The 20,822-nt window shown below is 66.9% G+C and carries 28 protein-coding genes; 23 read left to right on the forward strand and 5 right to left on the reverse strand.

The annotated features are described in order from the left end of the window. Positions 1 to 49 precede the first annotated feature (49 nt). The 18 genes from JHD82_RS01745 to JHD82_RS01830 all read left to right on the forward strand — a co-directional run bounded on the left by JHD82_RS01745 (position 50) and on the right by JHD82_RS01830 (position 16,046). Entirely contained in the window at positions 50 to 649 is a 600-nt protein-coding gene (locus JHD82_RS01745) for a phage baseplate assembly protein V (RefSeq protein ID WP_199135228.1), read from the forward strand. Further along, positions 649 to 1,002, forward strand: a complete 354-nt coding sequence (locus tag JHD82_RS01750) for a GPW/gp25 family protein (RefSeq protein ID WP_034348225.1) — start codon at positions 649 to 651, stop codon at positions 1,000 to 1,002. The genes JHD82_RS01745 and JHD82_RS01750 overlap by 1 nt, the downstream gene beginning before the upstream one ends. Then, positions 999 to 1,853 carry a baseplate J/gp47 family protein gene (locus JHD82_RS01755; protein ID WP_199135229.1) on the forward strand — a complete coding sequence of 285 codons (855 nt, stop codon included), beginning with the start codon at positions 999 to 1,001 and terminating at the stop codon, positions 1,851 to 1,853. The genes JHD82_RS01750 and JHD82_RS01755 overlap by 4 nt, the downstream gene beginning before the upstream one ends. Then, entirely contained in the window at positions 1,853 to 2,800 is a 948-nt protein-coding gene (locus JHD82_RS01760) for a phage tail protein (protein WP_199135230.1), read from the forward strand. The genes JHD82_RS01755 and JHD82_RS01760 overlap by 1 nt, the downstream gene beginning before the upstream one ends. A 3-nt stretch (positions 2,801 to 2,803) precedes the next feature. Beyond that, positions 2,804 to 3,292 (forward strand): hypothetical protein, encoded by a 489-nt coding sequence (locus JHD82_RS01765; protein WP_199135231.1) that lies wholly within the window; start codon positions 2,804 to 2,806, stop codon positions 3,290 to 3,292. Between the two features lie 7 nt (positions 3,293 to 3,299). Further along, a complete protein-coding gene (locus JHD82_RS01770) occupies positions 3,300 to 5,456 on the forward strand; it encodes a DUF4815 domain-containing protein (protein WP_199135232.1) in 2,157 nt (718 codons plus the stop codon). Then, complete coding sequence (locus tag JHD82_RS01775; RefSeq protein WP_199135233.1) at positions 5,446 to 6,480, forward strand: virulence-associated protein; 1,035 nt, start codon at positions 5,446 to 5,448, stop codon at positions 6,478 to 6,480. The genes JHD82_RS01770 and JHD82_RS01775 overlap by 11 nt, the downstream gene beginning before the upstream one ends. An 8-nt stretch (positions 6,481 to 6,488) precedes the next feature. Then, positions 6,489 to 7,193 (forward strand): hypothetical protein, encoded by a 705-nt coding sequence (locus JHD82_RS01780; protein WP_199135234.1) that lies wholly within the window; start codon positions 6,489 to 6,491, stop codon positions 7,191 to 7,193. Positions 7,194 to 7,303: 110 nt separating this feature from the next. Beyond that, positions 7,304 to 8,116 carry a hypothetical protein gene (locus tag JHD82_RS01785; RefSeq protein ID WP_199135235.1) on the forward strand — a complete coding sequence of 271 codons (813 nt, stop codon included), beginning with the start codon at positions 7,304 to 7,306 and terminating at the stop codon, positions 8,114 to 8,116. Position 8,117: 1 nt separating this feature from the next. Beyond that, entirely contained in the window at positions 8,118 to 8,543 is a 426-nt protein-coding gene (locus JHD82_RS01790) for a hypothetical protein (RefSeq protein ID WP_199135236.1), read from the forward strand. A 167-nt stretch (positions 8,544 to 8,710) separates the two neighbouring features. Further along, complete coding sequence (locus JHD82_RS01795; protein WP_199135237.1) at positions 8,711 to 9,907, forward strand: phage tail sheath protein; 1,197 nt, start codon at positions 8,711 to 8,713, stop codon at positions 9,905 to 9,907. A 36-nt stretch (positions 9,908 to 9,943) separates the two neighbouring features. Next, positions 9,944 to 10,453, forward strand: a complete 510-nt coding sequence (locus tag JHD82_RS01800) for a phage major tail tube protein (RefSeq protein ID WP_199135238.1) — start codon at positions 9,944 to 9,946, stop codon at positions 10,451 to 10,453. Between the two features lie 133 nt (positions 10,454 to 10,586). Continuing rightward, entirely contained in the window at positions 10,587 to 10,952 is a 366-nt protein-coding gene (locus tag JHD82_RS01805) for a phage tail assembly protein (RefSeq protein WP_199135239.1), read from the forward strand. 8 nt (positions 10,953 to 10,960) lie between these two features. After that, complete coding sequence (locus JHD82_RS01810; RefSeq protein ID WP_016454096.1) at positions 10,961 to 11,086, forward strand: GpE family phage tail protein; 126 nt, start codon at positions 10,961 to 10,963, stop codon at positions 11,084 to 11,086. Next, complete coding sequence (locus JHD82_RS01815; RefSeq protein WP_199135240.1) at positions 11,079 to 13,583, forward strand: phage tail tape measure protein; 2,505 nt, start codon at positions 11,079 to 11,081, stop codon at positions 13,581 to 13,583. Before JHD82_RS01810 ends, JHD82_RS01815 begins: the two co-directional genes overlap by 8 nt. 11 nt (positions 13,584 to 13,594) lie before the next feature. Further along, entirely contained in the window at positions 13,595 to 14,059 is a 465-nt protein-coding gene (locus tag JHD82_RS01820) for a phage tail protein (RefSeq protein WP_199135241.1), read from the forward strand. Next, positions 14,059 to 15,132, forward strand: coding sequence for a contractile injection system protein, VgrG/Pvc8 family (locus JHD82_RS01825; RefSeq protein WP_199135242.1), 1,074 nt, complete (start codon positions 14,059 to 14,061; stop codon positions 15,130 to 15,132). Before JHD82_RS01820 ends, JHD82_RS01825 begins: the two co-directional genes overlap by 1 nt. A gap of 128 nt (positions 15,133 to 15,260) precedes the next feature. Further along, positions 15,261 to 16,046 (forward strand): hypothetical protein, encoded by a 786-nt coding sequence (locus tag JHD82_RS01830; RefSeq protein ID WP_199135243.1) that lies wholly within the window; start codon positions 15,261 to 15,263, stop codon positions 16,044 to 16,046. A 63-nt stretch (positions 16,047 to 16,109) separates the two neighbouring features. Here the strand turns inward: JHD82_RS01830 and JHD82_RS01835 are convergent, their stop codons facing one another. From JHD82_RS01835 to JHD82_RS01855, 5 genes are all read right to left on the reverse strand, one after another. After that, positions 16,110 to 16,319 carry a hypothetical protein gene (locus JHD82_RS01835; protein ID WP_199135244.1) on the reverse strand — a complete coding sequence of 70 codons (210 nt, stop codon included), beginning with the start codon at positions 16,317 to 16,319 and terminating at the stop codon, positions 16,110 to 16,112. A gap of 131 nt (positions 16,320 to 16,450) precedes the next feature. After that, on the reverse strand, positions 16,451 to 16,672 hold the full coding sequence (locus JHD82_RS01840; RefSeq protein ID WP_096915329.1) for a hypothetical protein: 222 nt from the start codon (positions 16,670 to 16,672) through the stop codon (positions 16,451 to 16,453). Further along, positions 16,656 to 17,081, reverse strand: coding sequence for a hypothetical protein (locus JHD82_RS01845; protein WP_199135245.1), 426 nt, complete (start codon positions 17,079 to 17,081; stop codon positions 16,656 to 16,658). Before JHD82_RS01845 ends, JHD82_RS01840 begins: the two co-directional genes overlap by 17 nt. Positions 17,082 to 17,234: 153 nt before the next feature. After that, positions 17,235 to 18,173 carry a WYL domain-containing protein gene (locus JHD82_RS01850; protein WP_199135246.1) on the reverse strand — a complete coding sequence of 313 codons (939 nt, stop codon included), beginning with the start codon at positions 18,171 to 18,173 and terminating at the stop codon, positions 17,235 to 17,237. A gap of 76 nt (positions 18,174 to 18,249) precedes the next feature. Next, on the reverse strand, positions 18,250 to 18,822 hold the full coding sequence (locus JHD82_RS01855) for a helix-turn-helix domain-containing protein (protein ID WP_199135247.1): 573 nt from the start codon (positions 18,820 to 18,822) through the stop codon (positions 18,250 to 18,252). Between the two features lie 82 nt (positions 18,823 to 18,904). Here JHD82_RS01855 and JHD82_RS01860 point away from each other — a divergent pair, with 82 nt between their 5' ends. The 5 genes from JHD82_RS01860 to JHD82_RS01880 all read left to right on the forward strand — a co-directional run bounded on the left by JHD82_RS01860 (position 18,905) and on the right by JHD82_RS01880 (position 20,822). Then, complete coding sequence (locus tag JHD82_RS01860) at positions 18,905 to 19,177, forward strand: hypothetical protein (RefSeq protein WP_034368495.1); 273 nt, start codon at positions 18,905 to 18,907, stop codon at positions 19,175 to 19,177. Positions 19,178 to 19,324: 147 nt separating this feature from the next. Continuing rightward, positions 19,325 to 19,735 carry an ogr/Delta-like zinc finger family protein gene (locus JHD82_RS01865; protein WP_307838072.1) on the forward strand — a complete coding sequence of 137 codons (411 nt, stop codon included), beginning with the start codon at positions 19,325 to 19,327 and terminating at the stop codon, positions 19,733 to 19,735. Between the two features lie 111 nt (positions 19,736 to 19,846). Further along, positions 19,847 to 20,257 carry a hypothetical protein gene (locus tag JHD82_RS01870; protein ID WP_199135249.1) on the forward strand — a complete coding sequence of 137 codons (411 nt, stop codon included), beginning with the start codon at positions 19,847 to 19,849 and terminating at the stop codon, positions 20,255 to 20,257. After that, the gene (locus tag JHD82_RS01875; RefSeq protein WP_199135250.1) at positions 20,254 to 20,412 is read left to right on the forward strand and encodes a hypothetical protein; all 159 of its coding nucleotides are present in this window, start codon (positions 20,254 to 20,256) and stop codon (positions 20,410 to 20,412) included. Before JHD82_RS01870 ends, JHD82_RS01875 begins: the two co-directional genes overlap by 4 nt. After that, positions 20,409 to 20,822, forward strand: coding sequence for a hypothetical protein (locus JHD82_RS01880; RefSeq protein WP_133073829.1), 414 nt, complete (start codon positions 20,409 to 20,411; stop codon positions 20,820 to 20,822). The genes JHD82_RS01875 and JHD82_RS01880 overlap by 4 nt, the downstream gene beginning before the upstream one ends.

Consider the following 20,822-nt stretch of genomic DNA (forward strand, 5'->3'; position numbering starts at 1 on the left):
CCGGCCATGCTTGTGGCCTTCGCGCGCGTGCGTGGCCACCATGGGGGCCATGGAATCGCCCGTCGCACAAACCGAATCGCCCTACGAGGCCGCCCGCCGCCTGGAGAACCTGATCCGGCGCGGCACCGTGGCCGCCGTGCAGCTGGCCAGCCCGGCCCGCCTGCGCGTCAAGGTGGGCGACAACACCACGGCATGGCTCCCCTGGCTGGCCCTGCGCGCTGGCGGCGCCCAGGGCGGCCGGCACTGGTCCCCGCCCGTGGTGGGCGAGCAGGCCGTGGTGCTGTGCCAGGGCGGCGACATGACCCAGGGCGTGGCCCTGGTGGGCCTGTACTCCGACGCCATGCCGCAGCCCAGCGACCAGCCTGAATGCGAGCGCATGGACTGGGCGCAAGACAACTACCTGCAGTGGCTGCGCGGCGCCCTGGAAATCATGTGCCTGGAGTCCATCACGCTGGACGTGGGGCAGGGCCAGTGCCGCCTGCACATGACCCCCAGCAGCCTGCAGCTCAACGTGGGCGGCGCATCACTCAGCATGACGGCCGGGGGCATCAGCACCAACGTGGATATCGAGGCCCAGGGCATCAGCCTGGTGAAGCACGTACACGGCGGCGTGCGCTCCGGCGACAGCAACACTGGGGCGCCGCGATGATGGACCGCAACACCGGCCGCGCCATCACCGAGGTGGAGCATCTGCGCCAGTCCATCGGCGACATCCTGGCCACGCCCATCGGCACGCGCGTCATGCGCCGCGATTACGGCTCGCTCGTGCCCGCGCTGGTGGACCAGCCCGACAACCGCACCACCGAAATCCGCCTGCTGTCCGCCGCCGCCAGTGCCCTGATGCGCTGGGAGCCGCGCTTGCAGCTGCAGCAGCTCAACATCGAGCGCGACCCGCTGACCAAGGGCCGGGCCACCATCACCGTGGTGGGCAACCTGCTGACCGGCGCCGCCGCCAAGGCCCGCGCCCTGCGCCTGGCCGTCACCATCGGGGGCGCGCCATGAGCCAATCCCTGGGCACAGACCTGGCCACCCTCCCCGCACCGCAGATCATCGAGCCGCTGGACTTCGAGCAGATACTGGCCGACCTCAAGGCCGACATTCTGGCCCGCGCGCCCGAGCTAGCAGAAGTCCTGGCGCTCGAATCTGATCCCCTCGTCAAGCTGCTAGAGGCCTGCGCCTACCGTGAGTTGCTGTACCGCGCCCGCGTCAACGATGCCGCCCGCGCCCACCTGCTGGCCTTTGCCACGGGCGGCGACCTCGACCACCTGGCCGCGCAGTACGGCGTGACCCGCCAGGATGGCGAAACCGACGACCGCCTGCGCACCCGCCTGCAGCTGCGCATCGCCGCCCTCGCCGGCCAGGGCACGCGCGAGCACTACGAATTTCACGCCCTCACCGCCTCGCCCCTGGTGCGCGCCGTGCGGGCCAGCCAGCAGGCGCCGGGCAGCGTGCTCGTCATGCTGTGGGTCACCGACCAGGCCCAGGCCCAGGCCGTGCGGCAGCTGGTGTCCGAGACCCTGAATGCCGACAACGCCCGCATGCTGGGCGTGCCCGTCAATGTGGCCGTGGCCGTGCCGCGCACCATCGCAATCACCGCACGCATCACCCGCACGCGCACCGCGCCGGCCGGCCTGCTGCAGCAGCTGCAGGCGCGCCTGCAGGCGGCCTTTGCCGGCATGGCCAGCCTGGACGGCAGCGTGGCACGCAGCTACATCACCACGCTGCTGCACGTCGATGGCGTGCACGCCGTGGACTACCCGGACAACGCCCTGCCCGCGCCCATCACGCCCATCGCCGCCGGCGAATTCCCGGCCCTGGGCGCCGTGGACCTGATCGACGCAGGGGTGGCCTGATGGACGCCCGCCGCAGCATCCTGCCGCCCGCATCCACAAGCCTGGAGCGCGTGATAGACACCACGCTGCCGCGCGACTGGGGCACCATGGCCGATGCGGCCGAGCCGGCCAACACCGCCCAGCACCCGGCCCTGCTGCCCTGGCTGGCACAGCAGTGGCAGCTGGGGCAATTCGAGCGCTATTTTTCCGACCCGCGCGAGCTGCTGGCCAAGGGCCTGCCATGGCTGCGCGAGCGTGGCAGCGCCGCCGCCGTGCGCCGTGCGCTGGCCTGGCAGGGCTACCTGGCTGTGACCCTGGAAGAGGACGGCGCCCGCCTGCACATCAACCCGGGCCGCGAAGTCAGCAATGCCGATATCGCGCGCATGGCCCATGTGGTACGGGCCAGCATCCCGCCGCACGTCCATTTCTACCGCGTGTTCTATCGCTTCGATCTGCGCGCCCTGCGCTGGGACCGTGCGCCCGAGCTGGACGGCGCCCTCTGGGACAACGACAGCGGCACGCCTGTGGACGTGGGCGAAGGTGAGCCGCCCGTTATCGGTAGCCAAGGCCGCATCAACCAGTCCCAGTCCCAGCCCCCCAAGCTCACGCCCCTGCGCAGCGCGAACCACCTGCACACCAGTGGCCGCATGCGCCGTGCCGACCAGCTGCGCCTGGATGTGTGGCGCTGGGACGGCCGCATGCAGCGCCTGGCCACAGGCGGGCAGCTGCAGTCCACCCCGGGCCTGGCGCCGCAGCGCGCCCAGCATCAGCCATGGACCACCAACGGCGAAGCCTGGGCCGCCAGCGCAGGCACGCGGCCGGGCCAGTGGCCTGGCGCCGCCCACCACCTGGCGGCCGCTGCCTGCCAGCCCCGCATGGCCCCGGCCCGGGGCTGGACGGGCCGCTGGGACAGCGACCGCTGGCAGCAATCCAACATCCACAGCAAGACCACCGAATCCGAGGAATAGCCCATGCAAACACTGCAAGACGCCGGCCGCATTGCGCTGGCCAAATCCCTGGCCGCCATGGCCGTGCACATCGCATGGGGCCGTGGCGATGGAGCGTGGACCGCGCCACCTGCCAACCCATCCAACCGCACCGCGCTGCAGGACGAAATCGGCCGCCGCGCCGTGGTGGATGTGGGCTATGCCGTGCCCGGCACCGCCCAGGACCACGATATCGAGATGCCCGGCCAGGTCTACTACAAGACCAGCCCGGTGCCCACGCCCTTTCTGCTGCTGCGCACCACGTTCGGCTTTGGCGATGCCCAGGGCGAAACCGTGCGCGAGTGCGGCGTGTTCTTCGGCACCGTGGCCAAGGCCGGCGTGCCGCCTGGCCAGCGCTACCTGACGCCGGCCGAGGTGGAGAACCCCGGCACCGTGTACTGCCTGGAATACCGCTCGCCGGTCCTGCGCAGCGGCACGACCAAAGCCACCGAAGAAATCGTGATCCCACTGTGAGCCGCGCATGACCAGCTACAACCGACACGACCCCGCCAAGGGCTACACGCAGCACATCTTTCACGCCGACCGCGTGGCGCAGTCTGCCGAGCCCAACGAAATGCAGGCCCAGGCCCGCTATGCCCTGCGCCGCGTGGCCGATGTGCTGTTCGCCGATGGCGACATCACGGCCGGCGCGCGCTGCAGTGTCAATGCAGAAACCGGCGCCTGCCAGCTGGAAGCCGGCAGCATCTACCTGAACGGCGCCGTCCATGACGTGGCCGCCGCCGCGCTGCAAATTGCCGTGCAGGGCACCGTCTACATTGGGGTGCACTACGCCACGCGCATCGTCACGGCCGAGCAAGACCCGACCCTGTACAACCCCGCAGTGGGCACCAGCGGCTACGGGGAGCCCGGCGCCGACCGCCTGCAGGTGTCCGTCGCCTGGGGCCTGCAGGGCCAGGGCGAAGGGGATTTCTATCCCGTGTGGACCGTTGAAGATGGCATCGTCAAGCCGCGCGAGCCCGCGCCCCAGCTCAACGCCGTCACCAAGGCCATCGAGCGCTATGACGAGCAGAGCACGGGCGGAGGCACCTATGTCGTGCGCGGCCTGATCACGCTGCAGCTGCCCGACGATGACCAGGGCCGCCAGGTCTACGCCATCACGGCCGGCGCCGCGCGTGTGGGCGGCGTGGCCATCGAAGTGCCTGCCGACCGGCGCCTCGTCTTTGAAGCCAAGGCCAACATGGCCCAGGTCAACAGTGAGCCCCACAGCAGCAGCACGGATGCGCTGCAGCATGTGGCATTCGACCGCTGGCCCGTGCTGGAGCAGGCCACCCTGCGCATCACGCGCCGCAAGTCGGCCCAGGTGGTGCACGGCAGTTTCGTCGGCGCTGCCGACCCGCTGCCCGACGCCAGCGTGGTGCAGATCAACAGCGTCACCCAGGGCGGGACCACGTACACCAAGGACGTGGACTACAAACTGACGGCCGGGCAAATCGACTGGAGCCCGGCCGGCGCCGAACCCACACCGGGCAGCACCTACAGCGTGAGCTATGACTACATCAGCACCGAGCCTGCGCAGAACCAGACCACGCGCGGCTTTGACGTGCAGGGCGCGCTGCCTGCCACACTGATCCTCGTGGACTACCGCTATGCGCTGCGCCGCATTGACCGCATCGTGATGGGTGGCGATGGGGGCATCAACGTGGTCAAGGGCATCCCGGCGACATGGCAGCCCGTGCCGCCTGATGTGCCGGGCAACGTGCTGGCCCTGGGCAGCATCTACCAGACCTGGGAGCCCGACACGCGCCGCACCGAGCCGGACGGCGTGCGCGTGGTGTCCATGCCCACCCTGGTGGCCTACCGCGACCGCATGGACCGCATCGAGCTGGACCTGGCCGAGCTGCGCTTGGCCACCGACACCGCGGGTCGTTACAGCGGCCTGAAAAAAGGCTACTTCGCCGATCCCATGATGGACGACAGCATGCGGGATCAAGGTCTGCAGCAGACCGCCATGGTGGCGGGCGGGGCGCTGCAGTTGTATGAGGCCGACAACGCCTACATGCTGGGCGATGGCAAGACTGTCCACAGCCTGGAGTACACGCTGGCCAAGACCATGGGCCAGACGGCCACCAGCCGCGCCATGAAGATCAACGCACAGGCCACGGCAGGCGCCTTGCCGGCCAGCGTTGAGCTGGTGCCCAGCGTGGACCGCTGGGAGGTTCCTGAGACCCTCAATTATCCGAAGCTCGTCCGGTTCTACGACGGGTTCGGCAGCGCAGCGGTAGACAGGGAAACGCAGTTCCGCAACCAGATCAACACCGAGTTGCTGGACCTGAGCGGCATCACCCTGCGCCCCATCGAAGTTCAATTCGCGCTGGCGGGATTCCGCTCGCTGGAGGCCCTGCAAAGCCTGCATTTCGACGGCCAGCCCGTCACCGCCCACCCGCTGGCAGGTGGCGGCCTGGTGGCCAACGCTGCCGGCGTGCTGGCGGGGAAATTCACCATCCCCGAGGGCGTCCCCGTGGGGGCCAAGACCGTTGAAATCAAGGGCGAGCACGGCAGCACGGGCCGGGCGCAATACGTGGGCAGCGCAACCCTGAAACTCAATCTGCAAGTTCTCGGGTCCAACTGGTACAGCGCCCGAATCGCAGGCTTTGGCACCGTCACCTATGTCCTATAGCACCCTCACCCAAATCATCACACCTGCGCGCACCCAGCAGTGCGCAGCGCTGGATCTGTACTTCACGGCCAGCGGCGGCCCGGCCCTGGTGCTGCTGGCGGCCCTGGACGATGCCGGCCTGCCGGGCCTGGCCCTGCGCGAGCAGCGCGTGGAGAGCGCGCAGACCAAGACCGATGGCACGGCCACGCGCGTGAGCTGGCCGGCCCTGGTCCAGCTGCAGGCGGGCACCAGCTACGCGCTGTGCGTGTCCGCTGCAGACACCGATACGGCTCTGGCCGTGGCCCAGGTCGGAGATGCCCGCCAGGACGGCACGGGCTGGGTCACGGCCGCGCCGGCCGAAGTGGGCCAGTTGCTGGAAATCAACGCCTCGGGCATCGTCACGCGCCACGCCAACCGCGTGCTGCGCTTTGATCTGTTCGAGGCCCAATACCCGGCCACAGTCAAGACCGTGGATGTCGGCGCGCAGGACGTGGAAAACGCCACCATGCTGCTGATCAATGCCGGCGCCGAGCAGCCCGACCCCACGGCGCGCATCACCTACGCCATCGAGATGCTGGGCGCGGGCGGCGCCGTGCTGCGAACCATCGAGGCCGACGCGGGCCAGCCCGTGCGCCTGGATGAGCCCCACACCGGCACCGTGCGCGTCAAAGCAACGCTGCGCGTGGGTGAGTCGGGCATGGGCGCCGTGCTGGCCCCTGCCACCCTGCTGGCCGTGGGCAGCCTGCTGCAGTCGGGCACCTACATCACGCCCGCCATCGCCACTGCGGGCGGCACCGAGCTGCGCGTGATCTTCGAGGGCACCATCCCGGCCGGCGCGGCCGTGGCCGTGCATGCGCAGCTGGGTGCCAGCGAGCAGTGGACCGAGGTGCCCTACCTGTCCAGCAGCCCGCAGACGGCCGGCACCATCGAACTCACGCACCGGCTGCAGGGCATCAGCGCGGCCAGCCTGCGCCTGCGCCTCACGCTGACGGGCACCACTACCGCCCGCCCCCTGGTGGACAACCTGCGCGCCGTGGTGCTGTAGGAGGGACAATGGCTGACGATACCGTGCAAGACCTGCCGCCCGTCCTGGAGGACACGCCTCACCTGGGCCTGCCCCTGCCGCACCCCGGCAACAAGCTGGAGGTGGACAACCCCCGGCTGCGCGAAGCGCTGGGCATGATTGACCAGGTGGCCCACGACATGGGCCAGGCCATTGAGGCCAGCGCGAGCCAGGAAGCCCTGCAGGCCCTGGCGCAGTCCACCGGGCAAACCATCGACCAGCTGCAGCAGCAAACGGCGCAAGTCCTGCTGCAACAGGCCCTTCGGATTCAGCAGCTGGCCCAAGACATTGCCGACAAGTCCGTGGACCTGCAATCCGTGCTGCAGGCCAGCAACCCGGCGCAGGCGCAGACCGGGCAAACGCTGCTGGACCGGCTGCGCCACGGCTACGCGGACAGCGCAACCAATGGCCAGGCCCTGCAGGCGGGCGTGGCCTATCTGCTCAAGGCCGATGCCGCCTACAGCCGCGCGCTGCCCGCCGCACCTGAACGGGGCGACACCATCGTGCTGCTGGACCCCTGGGGCCTGTGGCGCCTGGGGTTGATCACCATCGTGCGCGCCAACCCGCTGCACGAAATCAACCGCCGCAAAGACGACCTGGTTCTTGATTACAACTGCTGGCACATCAGGCTCGTGTATGCCGGCGACAACCTGTGGCTGCTGGCCATGGGGCATGACACGGGGGGGAATCTATGAGGGCCAGCGACTTGGCAGGCACGCGGGCCATGGGGCCGTGCGTTCCCGTTATCTGCTTTGCGTCTACGACATGGACAGCACCAGCCAACGGCATCCTTGAGATCCGCGCCATGGGCGCAGGTGGCGCGGGTGCAGCGCGCAGCAGCTCGGCCAACACCGCGACGGGCGGATACAGCGGCAGCTGGGGCGCCAAGCGTTTGCGCGTGCGCGCTGGCGACGTGGTGGTGGTGGCTGTAGGCGCGGCCGGCGCAAACGCAGTAGCAAACCAAAATGGAGGCGCCGGGGGCAATACCACGATCACCGTGGCAGGCGTCAGCTACGTGGCCTACGGCGGCCCGGGTGGTCGGTACGCACTCGCCAGCGCAGGCGCCATCGCCCTGCCTGCTGGGCCGACACCTTCGGCAAATTGGGATGTGGGCGCGGCCAGCGTAAGGCCAGGCATGCTGGTTGCAGGTGCCACGGGCGGCGCGGGCGTGGACATCATGGCCAAGGGTGGGGACGCCACCACATCAGCCTCCGTCAATGGCGGCGGCGGCGGTGGCACCTCGGGACCGGGCGCGGGATTTGGCGGCGGCGGCGCGATGCCCAGCAACGCGGATGCCACAGGAGCGATCTCTGCCAACAACGGCACATTCTTTGATGCGTCGGACCGGGAATGGGGCATCAGCTTTTTTGGAGGCGGCGGAGGCGCCTCCAGTGGGGGCCAGGGGTACCCGGGTGGCAACGGAGGCGGTGGTGGCGGTGGCAGCGGCGCATCCCCAACCGGGAAAGGAGGCAACGGCGGCGGGGGCGGCGCTGCCGGGGGAAATGGCTATGGCAGCGGGGGTGGTCTGGGCGGCGGCGGTGGCGCGGGGCAGGTGGGCGCGGGTCCGGGCGGCGACGGCTATGCGTTACTGAAATTCTTCGTGGACAAGGGAGGTTGAAATGCCCATCATCGAAATCCTGAAAGCCGGCAAAGTCGTGGACACCATCCGGGCCTCGGAAGACTTCGCGCAGCAGCATTACCCGGGCGCTTGGCGCCTGGCCGAGCAGCAGGAGCTGCCCGCGCCCGCGCCGCAGATCCACCGTCATATCACCCCGCTGGCCTTCCGCCGCCGCTTCACGGGCGCCGAGCGCGCCGCCATCGAATGGGCCGCCGTGGACCGCGCCGATGCCACCAGCGGTGAACGCCAGCAGGCCGCGCAGCTGCGCAGCACGTTGAAGGACCAGGAGCTGGCCAGCTTCATCGACTTGGACGACCCGGACGTGGCGGCCGGCGTGCAGCTGCTGGAAACCGTGGGCCTGATCGCAGACGGCCGCGCGCTGCAGATCACGGACACGCCGCCCCGCCCCGACGAGCTGCCGGCCTGACCTGGCCGCGCCACCCGCACCACCACCGCAAGCCCGCCACTCGGCGGGCTTTGTCTTTGGGGTAGCACCGGCTCGCACCGGCCCTATCGCTGGCCGCCTACGCGCGGGCGGGGGAACATGCAGACACACACCGCACACCCACCGAACCCCTGCAGGAGCCCATCACCATGTCACTCGCCGGCTACCACCACGGCGTGCGCGTCTCGGAAGTCAACACCGGGACCACCACGCTGCGCATCGTCTCCACGGCCGTCATCGGCTTGGTGGCCACCGGCCCCGGGGCCGACCCCACCAAATTCCCGCTGGATACGCCTGTCCTCTTCACCAACATCGAGAAGGCGCTGGACGCGGCTGGCACCACCGGCACCTTGCCCGAGGCCTTGAAGGCCATCAAGGACCAGTCCCGCCCCGTGCTCGTCATCGTCCGCGTGCCCTTGGGCGCAGGTGCCACGCCAGAAGAGGCCGAGGCCGACCAGACCAGCCTGGTCATTGGCGACAACGTGGGCGGCAAGCGCTCCGGCATTCAGGCCCTGCTCACCGCGCAGCAGCAGCTGGGCGTCAAGCCCCGCATCCTGGGCGCGCCGGGCCTGGATTCCAAGCCCGTGGCCGATGCGCTGACGGCCGCCGCCATCAAGCTGCGCGCCATGGCCTACGTGCAGGGCTACGGCGCAGACGATGTGAGCGAGGCGCTGGCCTATGCAGAGAGTTTCGGCGCCCGGGAAACCATGGTCATCTGGCCCGACTTCAAGGCCTGGAGCACCACCACAAACGCGGCCACCAACGTGCCGGCCGTGGCCTATGCGCTGGGCCTGCGCGCCCGCATCGACGTGGAGCAGGGTTGGCACAAGACCCTCTCCAACGTGCCGCTCAATGGCCCGGTGGGCATCAGCAAGGACGTGCATTTCGACCTGCAAAGCTCGGAGACGGACGCGAACATTCTCAATGAGGGCAACGTCACCACGCTGATCAACTACCAGGGCTACCGCTTCTGGGGGTCGCGCACCTGCAGCACGGACGAACTGTTCCGCTTCGAGTCCGCCACCCGCACCGCCCAGGTGCTGGCCGACACCGTGGCAGAAGGCCATTTCGCATTCATCGACAAGCCTCTGCACCCCAGCCTGGTGAAAGACATCATCGAAGGCATCAACGCCAAGTTCCGCGAGCTCAAGGCCCTGGGCTACATCCTCGACGGCCGCGCCTGGTTTGACGACGAAGTCAACACCACCGAAGCCCTCAAGGCCGGCAAGCTGGTCATCGACTACGACTACACGCCCGTGCCGCCGCTGGAAGACTTGGGATTCCGCCAGCGCATCACCGACAAGTACTTCGCCGACTTCGCCATGCGCGTGGGCACCGGCCAATAAGCCCGGCCGCATTCCAGAAAACAGGAGATCCACACCATGGGACTGCCCCGCAAACTCAAGAACTTCGCCACCTTCATCGACGGCGAGAACTACATGGGCGAAATGCCCGAAGTCACCCTGCCCACCCTCACCCGCAAGCTGGAGGAATACCGTGGGGGCGGCATGAATGGCCCCGTTGATCTGGACATGGGCCAGGACAAGATGGAAGCCGAACTCAAGGCGGCCGGCTACATGAAGGGCCTGATGAAGCAATGGGGCGCCGCCAAGCACGATGCCGTGATGCTGCGCTTTGCCGGCGCCCTGCAGACCGATGACAGCGAGGGCGTGCAGGCCGTCGAAGTCGTCATGCGCGGGCGCCTGACCGAGCGCGACCCCGGCAGCTCCAAGGCTGGCGACATGGTGGAGCAGACCTTCAAGTACAGCCTGAGCTACTACAAGGAAGTGATCGACGGCGAAACCATCCTTGAAATCGACTTCGTGAACCTGGTCGAGAAGGTCCACGGCGAGGACCGCATGGCCCAGACCCGCACCGCCCTGGGCATCTGACGGACCGCATCCGCAAACAGTTTTCCTTCCCCTCTCGTCTGTCTCCGGCCGCATGGGAAACGGCCCTTCGCGCCGGCCTGGGCCACTACCTTGGCCGGCGCTTTTTTCTTCACAACCAACCACCGAGGCACCTATGGACCCCCAAGCCAAGACCACCGACACCACCACCAGCCCCAAGACCGTGCAGGTCAACGTCACGCTGGAAACACCGATCCCGCGCGGCAGCGGCGTCATCGACGTGGTAACGCTGCGCAAGCCCCTGGCCGGCGCACTGCGCGGCATCAACCTGGCCGAGCTGCTGACCCTGCGTGCCGAGTCGGTCATGCTGCTGCTGCCGCGCATCACCACTCCCACCCTCACGCGGGAAGACGTGGCGACCATGGACTCCGTGGACCTGGTGGCCTGCGCTACGGAGGTGGTCAATTTTTTGGTGCCGGCGCGGCAGCTGGAGACGGTCAAGGCCAATCAGGCGATGGCCATGGAATCCCTGAGCGTGTAGAGGACGCCATGGCGGACGTGGCTGCCATCTTCCATTGGCGGCCGGCCGACATGGACCCCATGGACCTGGCCGAGCTGATGCACTGGCGCGCCCTGGCTGTAGACCGCTTCCAACAGATGAACAAGCATGGATAAGCTCAAACTGCAGGTACTGCTGGACCTGGCCGACCGGGTATCAGCACCGCTCAAGCGCATAGGCGCGGGCGCCAAGTCCGTGGGCGTGGACGTGAGCGGCGCGCAGGACGCGCTGCGCAAGCTCCAGCAGCAGCAGGCCGCCGTGGGCAAGATGCGCTCCATGCAGGAGCGCCTGCAGGAAACGCAGCAGCGCATGGCCGCGCTCAAGGCGGGCAAGGCCGCGCTGGGTGCCGAGATGCAAAAGGGCGGCCCCACCGCCCAGGCCCTGGGCGCGCAATACCGCAAGACCACCGAGGAACTGCAGAAACTCTCGGCCGCCCATGAGCGCCAGATTGACCAGGCCAAGCGCCTTCGCGCCGGGCTCAGCGGCATGGGCATCACCAACGTGGCCCAGGCAGAGGGCAAGCTGCGCGAGGCCATCGACCGCACCACCAAGGCCCTGGAACGGCAGCGCAAGGCGCAGGAGCTGACCAACAAGCACCGCGCCGCCGTGGACGCCAACAAGGCAGCCCGGGGCGATGCGCGTGGCGCCCTGTTTGACGGCGCCGCCATGGCCGCATCCCTGGCCGCGCCCTTGAAGATGGCCATTGATTTCGAGTCGTCCATGGCCGATGTGGACAAGGTCATGGACCTGGACAAAAGCGGCCTTGAGCGCATGTCCAAAAGCGCCATCGACCTGTCCAAAAACCTGCCCATGGCGGCCAAGGACATCGCCCAGATCATGGCCCTGGGCGGCCAGTCGGGCCTGGACGAAAAGCAGCTGCTGGGCGGCGACGGACAGGTGGGCTTTGTGGAGCACGCCGTGAAGATGGGCACGGCCTTCGGCATGACGGCCGAAGAGTCCGGCGAGGCCATGGCCAAGATGAAATCTGCCTTCGGCATGTCCATCCCCGAAGTGGCCACGCTCACCGACAAAATCAACCTGCTGGGCAACACGGGCGCGGCCAACGAAAAGCAGATCCTTGGCATCGTCACGCGCGTGGGTCCGCTGGGCGGCGTGGCCGGCGTGGCGGCCGGGGGCATTGCGGCCCTGGGCTCCACCCTGGCCGGCATGGGCGTGCAGGAAGAGGTGGCGTCCACCGGCATCCAGAATCTGATGCTCGCACTGGTGGCCGGCGAAAGCGCCACAAAGAGCCAGCGCGAGGGCCTGCAGGCCCTGGGCCTGGACGCCACCGAAGTGGCCAAGAGCATGCAGCAGGACGCCACGGCCACGATGATGAACGTGTTCGACAAGGTGCGCGGGCTGGAGAAATACCAGCAGGCCGCCGCCCTGCAAACGCTCTTCGGCAAGGAATCCATCAAGGCCATTGCGCCCCTGCTCAGCCAGCTGGACACGCTCAAAGAAAACTTCGAGAAGGTCACGGACGAAAGCAAATACGGCGGCGCCGTGAATGCGGAGTACGAAAAGCGCGCAGCGACCACCGCCAACCGCCTGAAACTGGCCAGCAACCAGGCGGCGGCCATGGGCATCTCCATGGGCAACATCCTGCTGCCATCGCTCAATGACGGGCTCACCATGCTGACGCCCTGGATGGAGCGCCTGTCTGCACTCACCCAGGCCTTTCCCGGTGTCACACGCGCCGTGGTCCTCTTGGTGGCCGCCCTGGTGCTGGGCAAGGTGGTGGCCATTGCGGCGGGCTACGGTTTCGCGTTGATCAAGGGCGCCCTGCTCACCGTGCGCGGCGTGCTGATTGCGGCGCGCATGGCCTGGATTCTGCAGACCGGCGCCATGGTGGCCAGCATGGTCATCAGCCGCACCGCAGCGCTGGCCAGCAAGGCATTTGCCGCAGCGCAGTGGCTGGTCAATGCCGCCCTGGCGGCCAACCCCATTGGCATCGTCATCCTGGCCCTGGTGGCCCTGGCCGCTGCGGCATACCTCATCGTTACGCGCTGGGAAGAGATCAAGGCCGGCGCCCTGGCGCTGTGGGAAAGCCTCAATCATCTGGCCGGCAACTTTGTGCAGATTGGCGGCCAGATGATTGACGGCCTCATCAGCGGCGTGACCGCCAAGCTCACCGCGCTCAAGGACACCGTGGTGGGCGCCGCCACATCCGTGGGCCAATGGTTCAAGGAAACGCTGGGCATTGCCAGCCCGAGCCGCGTGTTCATGGAGTACGGCGGCTGGGTGTCCGAGGGCGCGGCCCTGGGCATCCAGAAGGGCCAGGGCCTGGCGGCAGCGGCTGCCGTGGGCCTGGCCGGCGTCACCGCCGCACCCATGGTCGCTGCCGGCACCGATGCGCTGGCCGCTGCCCAGGCCATGCCCATCACGGCGCCCGCGCCGCTGATGGCGCCCAGCGGCAGCGCCCTGGGGCGTGGCACTGCGGCCGGCGCGGGCGCGCCCATGGCGGCGCCCAGCGGCCCCACCATCATCAACATTCATGCCGTGCCCGGCATGGACCCCAAAGACATAGCCCGCGCCGTGGCGGCTGAGCTGGACAAGCGCGACCGCGCCAACAAGTCCCGCGTGCTCAGCCAGCTCAGCGACACAGAGGGATAGGAGCCCGACCCATGCCAATGATGACCCTGGGTCAATTCGTGTTTGGCCTCGATACCGTGGCGTATCAGGAAATGCAGCGCGCCACCGACTGGCGCCACCCCAGCAACAGCCGCGTGGGCGCCCGGCCGGCGCGCCAGTACGTGGGCCAGGGCGATGACACCATCACGTTTACCGGACTGTTCGTCCCCGAATTCCGTGGCGGCCGCAAGACCCTGGACGAACTGCGCAAGATGGCCGACGCCGGCAGCGCATACGCCATGGTCAACGGGGCCGGGGACAACCTGGGCGCGTGGGTCATCCAGCGCCTGAGCGAAAACGGCAGCGTGTTCGTGAAGGAAGGCCTGCCCCGCCGCATCGACTTCACCGTGGAGCTGGCCCGCGTGGACGACGCCCAGGCCGACCCCAGCGGTGGCACCGATGGCGGCACGGGCGGCGGTGATTGGGATGATGGCGACTTCTGGGATTGGTGGATGTGATGGCGGGCACAGAGAACCAGGCTACGGGCGCCTACCAACAGCCCGATTACGAACTCACCATCAACGGCGCCAACATCACGCCCAAGGTGGGCAAACGCCTGATCGAATTGCGCCTGCGCGAAAGCCGCGGCGAAGAGGCCGACCAGCTGGATCTGACCCTGGACGACGCAGACGGCCGCATGGCCATCCCGCCCAAGGGCGCCACCATCTCCATCCGCCTGGGCTGGCTGCACGAGGGCCTGGTGGACAAGGGCAGCTTTGTGGTGGACGAAGTGGAGCACGGCGGCAGCCCTGACCGCATCAGCGTGCGCGCGCGCAGCGCGGACATGGCCAAGAGCCTGCGCGAGCGTGCCAGCCACAGCTGGAACGACTCGACCGTGGGCGCCGTGGTGCAGGACATTGCCGCGCGCAACAGCCTGCCGGCGCGCATTGCGCCTGAGCTGGCCGAGCGCAAGGTACAGCACATCGACCAGACCAACGAATCGGACCTGCATTTCCTCTCCCGCCTGGCGCGCCAGCACGACGCCGTGGCCACGGTCAAAAAGGGGCAGCTGATCTTTCTGCGCACCAACAGCAGGACAAACGCCAGCGGCCAGCCCATTGCCCCTATGCACATCACGCGCGAATCGGGCGACCAACACCGATGGCACACCGCAGACCGCACCAACTACACCGGGGTGCGCGCCTACTGGACTGACGGCAAGCGCGCTCGCCGCAGGGGCGTGCTGGCGGGCTCCAAGACCGGCAGCGTCAAGACCCTGAAAGACACATTCTCCAGCGCCGAAGCCGCGCGCCAGGCCGCGCAATCGGAGATGCAGCGCGTGGACCGTGGCGCCGCCACCCTGAGCCTGGCCCTGGCCCTGGGCCGGCCCCACCTCATGCCCCAGGCGGCCGTGACCGTGGAGGGCTTCAAGCCCGAGATTGACGGCGAGGGCTGGCTGGTCAAGTCCGTGGAGCATGCCCTGGGGGATGGCGGCTTCACCACGCAGATCGAGTTGGAGCGACAGGGCGGGGGCGATGCCGATTCGGGGCCTGAACTTGACGATGAGCCTCCTAATCCGGAAGCACCTTAAGTAACAAAATAAATCGAAGTGCGCTAGATCGCATTGAGCTAGCGCGATTTGCGCTAGCTCGAATCGCACTGTAGAATCCTTTTGTGAGCGCATTTTTTTGTAGCGCTGCACCAGAAAGGACGTTGGCCATGAAGATAGTTTTTTCCGAGACCCCTGGGTACAGGCACGGGCCGTTCGACTTCAAGTCAAGCTTCCCCAGTGTTTCCAATGGCTCCCCTGGTCGTAGTTGGACCATGTTCTATGGAGACCAGCAGGTCTCCCAGCGACACATAGCAGGCCTAGAAATCACGCGAGGCACGCTGATGGATGCCTTCAGCGACGCTCTGACGGCTTTTGTCAAAAAAGCCAAACACACCCATAGTCCAACACGCGTAGACCTCATGGATGTCAAGGCTGGCAGCTCTATTGCAGACTTCGCCTGCTATGACACAACCCAGCTAGGTCTTGAGCCGCTCGAGCTGGTCGTCCCCGATACGAAGTGGCAGTTGCGCTGCACCAGGACTGGTCGTGTTCGCAATGTCCATGACATTCGCGAGTACATGGAGATCGTCGCCAACCATGTACCGTCGGAGCAAGAAGCACGCAACGGATGGATCGCAGGAATGCTTCCTCGATCTGTACTAACGCACGATCAATGGGAGTGGAGGGCGCCAACTAGTTGGGAGATCCGCCATGTTGCCTCGCAAGGCGCTCTGGTTGACTACATCAACATGTCGGGGCCGAAGGCCGCTGAGCTAGTTGGCGTTACGGCTCAAAATTTCCGCAAGTACACCGCTCATGAAGGTGCTGAAAGTCACCAAAAGATAAGTTTTGCCATGTGGCACCTGCTGTTGCATCGCTTGGGGGTTCAGCGTGCACCCCAAGGACTCAGGACGCCTAAGCCTTCCCACCCTGAGGCGGCCCAAACAGACTGACGATCCAAAACCAAAAGCCCGCTGATAGCGGGCTTTTTTCGTTCCACAGATCCACCAAAAAGGTCAGAGCCCGAACTTTTTGAGTATCCCTGGAAGCACCTGAGCAAGCAGGATGGCACTGACCACCCACATGATGATGCTGTTCTTGGCCTCAGTCAGATCAGCCTTGGTCGCATAGTGCTTGATGAACTCGTCTTGCTTGGCCTCGATGCGCACAAGCCGATCCCGCAGATCCTGCGTGGTGCTTTCGAGCTTGGCGATACGGGCTTCCATGTCCCCATTATCTGGGGGGCTCCCCGCCGTGGCGCAACTGCCGCTTGATCACCATGAGGTCAATCACTTTTGAGTAGCCCTCAATCGCTTCACCCATTTAAACAAACCCCGCACTGCGGGGTTTTCTTTTTTCAAAACGGCGCAGGTGAACGAATCACTTCGGCCGGGCCCACAAAGTCGTAGACGAGCTCACCATCAGGTGCGTAAACCCTCGTCCAGTGCGGCCCTGTGTGCTCTACGCGGTAGTCCTCGGGGCGCAGCGGCAACACCCGCTCCCCCCAGATGCCTGCCCAGCGGGGCGGGCGCACCAGGGTGGGGTGCAGCACGTTGAGCGGGTCATCGTCTGGGTACACGGACGTGCTCCCTGTGCCACTGCTCTGCCACGGTTTCCGTGCGTGCGCCGCGCTCGGGCGTGGGTGCAATGGCTTGCGGCAGCTGCTGGACATGCGCGGACCAGTCGAAGGGCGGCAGTGGCTCGCCGTCCAGCGTGGGCCTGGGGCGGATCAGCCACAGCTGCTCAAACTCGGCCAGCCCCTCGGGCGTCATCGCCGTGGTGTAGCCACGCCACAGCATTGCGTCGCCCAGGATGTCCACCGGCACGGGGTCCGCAAGCCGGTACCGGGAGTGTTCCAGCGATATCCACCACTCGCACAGCTGGAACTCGCGCAGCGTGCGGCGCATGTTGTTCTTGCGGCCGTCCGCGTACTCCATGCGCAGATCGCCTGCCACGGGCGCGGGCCAGTCACGGGGGTGCAGGCGCACCCCGTTGCGGCGGAGGAATGTAATTTCGCAGTTCACTGTATAAATATACAGTGTCAGCACTCACTACCGTTTTTGAAAATCTCTATCGCAGGGGCGTCGTGGCCCGCGCGCGACGGCGCGCAAAAAAGCCCGCATGCAGCGGGCTTGGGTTGGTCAGCTGCGCAGCATGGCGAGGAACTCATCCTCGCCCACCACAATCGTGCCGTGCACCTGGGCCTGTGTCAGCTTTGACATGCCTGCCCTTGGCCCCGTCACCATGTAATCGAGCGTTGGCCCGACACTTCCGCGCACCAGCCAGCCGGCCGCCTCGGCCATCTCTTCCAGTTCATCGCGCCGATCCTGCGAGAAGCCCGTGAAGAGCACAGCATTGCGCCACTCCTTTGACTTGCGTGCAGGCGCAGATGGGGATGTTGCATCCACGTAGGTTCGCTGCGGGACCATGTCCAGCAACTCCTGCACCTGCAATAGCTCGCCTGTATCCATATCCAACAGCGGGCCGCTGATGCGGTCTGTGCGAAACGTGCGCGGCGCCTCGGCCTGCTCGCAGTGACCTTCAAGGTAGGTGTTCGCCTCGTTCTCTCCAATGCTCTGCACCAGAACTGTGCGCTGGCCCTCATCGCGTGAGAATCCTTGGTAAGTGAAACGGTAGCGATGGGGCAACGGGTTGGACGTGCTGCGGGCAGCGGCTCCGGGCTGCGTGGCACCTGCAGGCGATGCAACCAGGTGGAATTGCTCGGGCGCTATGGGCGCCAATACCGGCTCAGGACGATCTGCAGGAGCTACGGGAGCTGCAGGCGGTGCGCTTGCTGCAGGAACTGTGCGTTCCTCTGCAGTTCGCTTGCGCCGATGAGCGCGCCAAGCCACAACGGCATAAGGCGAGAGCACCAGCAGGCCCAGCACCACCATCATCGGGCTGCCATGCGGCTGGGGTGCCATTCCGCCCCCCACGCAAAGCCCCCCGAACATGCCGCCCACACTGAGCACCGCCGCCAAAATACGCGCGGGCCAGCGCCGTGCCTGCAGAGCCGTGGCTACCACTCGATATGCCCAAGCGCCGCCAAGCACCAAGCCGCCCAGCAGCAAGAGTGCCAATAGTCCATTTCCCATGTGCTCCCCCTCTCTGCAAATTCGTCGCGGCCATCAGCCGCTGGCGAAGGCGGCGGGCCGCCTACCCGCGCGCCAGCATGGCCGCCAGCGTGCGCAGCGCAGCCTGCGCCTCTTGGGGCACCTTTTCGTAGTGCTGCAGCAGCTGCTGTAACTCAGAACTGACTGAGCCCGCCGCGCCGGCATTGCCACCGGCCGCGCCTGCGCGCAGCGACAGCAGCACATAGCCCACATCCACGCCCACGGCGTGCAGCTGCTGCAGCGCCTTGGCGTCGGGTGCGAACTCGCCCTCTTCAAATTTCAGCAGTGCCAGGCGATCCACGCCCGACTTGTCTGCTAGCTGGCCCACGGTCAACTCCAGCCGCTTGCGCTCCTGTTGCAGCCGCTCGGCAAGCGTTTGTCCTGGGTTTGGGTGCGGGGCAGCGCAAGGGTCCAACGAACGTAGACCAGTTAGCAGATAGGCGACATCAACCCCATGTGCGGCCACTGCCTCAAGGTACGACGAATCGGGCTTACGCGAGCCCTTTTCATAGTTGAGCTGCGTCTCAGCAGATACGCCAGCAAGGGCGCCAAAAGCCCCCTGATTCAGCTTGAGATGCTTGCGGGCTTCTTTCAGCCTCTCGCAAAAATTCGACATGTGCCGATACTTTCCTATTGACAACTCGACATTCGTCGATAAAAATCGAGCCACCTTGTAACAACCTAGATCCAAATACTACATGACCACCCCAGCGCACCAGACCCGCCACCGCTCGGCCACGGTCGAGCCACTTGTGCATGACAAGCAAATTGCTCTGCGACTCACAAATGGTGAGCGCCACGCGGTGCAAGGTGGCGCATCCCACGAAGGCCGCAGCCAGAGCAATTTCGCTCGCATGATCCACTTGATGGGCATGGAGTTGTATGAGCACCTGGGGCGCATCGAACTCGGCGCCGTGGCAAGGCTCACCACACGCGCCACCGACAGCAACGCTACCGGCGACCGCGTCTAAGGCACAGCCATGGCACAGGCAGCTCCAAACCCCTTCCAGCCCCTGCTCGGCACGCAGCCGAATATTGGATTCACCAAGGCCGCACTGGCTGTAAGCCACCGGGCCGGCAAGGCCGCCCCCAAGGCGCGCCCCGGTGTACGAAAAGGCGTGCAAGGCTGTAACAACCTGTCCAAGCCGGAAACAACCGCCGACACGCAGGCCCAGGCCCAGGACGAAGGCCCGCGCCTGAAATCCGAATTCCACCGCATCGCCTGCCCGCACTGCGAGAGCCCGGCCACCATCCGCCGCAGCAACCAGGTCACCAACCTGACGCGCGAGTACGCCTTCGCCTGCACGAATTTCGAGTGCGGCCACACGTTCAGCGCCACGATGGAAATCACGCGCACCCTGAGCCCCAGCGCCACGCCCAACCCCACCGTGCGCCTGCCCCTGAGCACCCATGTGCGCCGCGATCTGATGCGCGAGCAGCTGGCCTGCGCCCAGCCATCGGACTACCGCACCACCCAGACCGCGCCCAGCACCCTGGAGCTGTTCGGCACCAGCCCGCCAGCGGACTGACCCCGGGGCTTAGAGCCCCACCCAACTACCCCGTTTCCCCTGCCCTGCGGAGCCTGAAAGAAGGCCCTGCGGGACGTGCTCACCCTGAAAAACGCAACCCGAGAGGACGCAATGCAATTCTTTGAACTCCGCAGGCCCCGGCCCGCGCAGCAGATCACCCTGGTGGATGAGGCCCTGCGGGCCGAGCACACCCGGCACGCTGCGCGGCTCAAGGAAATTGACGGCCTCGCCAGCGACCTGCAGCGGCTGCAGCAGCACCTGCCCGCCCTGCGCGCGGCCGGCGTGGAGCTGGGCGGCCACGAGTGCGCCAACATCAACGGCCTGTTCATCCACGGCGGCCAGGACCGCGCCCGCAACGGCCGCATGCTGCAGGCCCTCATGGGCCTGGGCGGCAAGGCCCGCAACAAAGCTGCCTTCCGCGATGGCGGCTTTGCCGTGGAGCTGGACCTGGGTGGCCTGCACCTGTCTTTCTACGTGGACCCGCGCGCAGCTGGGGCCGGTGCGCAAGGGAGTGCGGCATGAGCCAGTACGCCGTGACCCATGTGGACGAAATGCTTGTGCGCCGCCGCCTGGTGCTCAGCGCCGCCAACCGCGCCGCCGCCCAGGCCGCCGTGGAACGCATCTACGGCCTGCCCTGGTTCCTGACCGCCGTGCGCGTGAACGGGGGTGCGCGGTGAACCTGTCCGAAATCTCCGCACCGCAATTCCTGCAGTGGGTGGGCGTGCACAACGCTGCCCCGTCCCTGGCGCCCGCCCTGCATCGCCTGCCTGCGCCGCCCGTGGCGCCGCACATTGCCCGCATGACCCCTGCAGAGTGCCGCGAGCATCTGCGCCGCCTCAAGGACGATGCCGTGTACCGCTCCAGCAATGGCCGCTGGAGCGATGCCGAGGCGCGCGAGTGGTCCACGCTGCACATCAGCATTCGCATGTCGGTGCTGCTGCTGGCGGGCATCGAGGGCGAGCTGGAAGAGCTGGGCCGCCGCGAGTGGCGCGAGCTGCCGCCGCCTGAGCGCAATGCCATCAAGGCCCAGATCCGCTACATGGCCGACGAGATGGCGAAGCTGCATTCGCTGACGGTGAAGAACTAG

Source organism: Delftia sp. ASV31 (assembly GCF_016428765.1).
Classification (GTDB): Bacteria; Pseudomonadota; Gammaproteobacteria; order Burkholderiales; family Burkholderiaceae_C; genus Comamonas; species Comamonas acidovorans.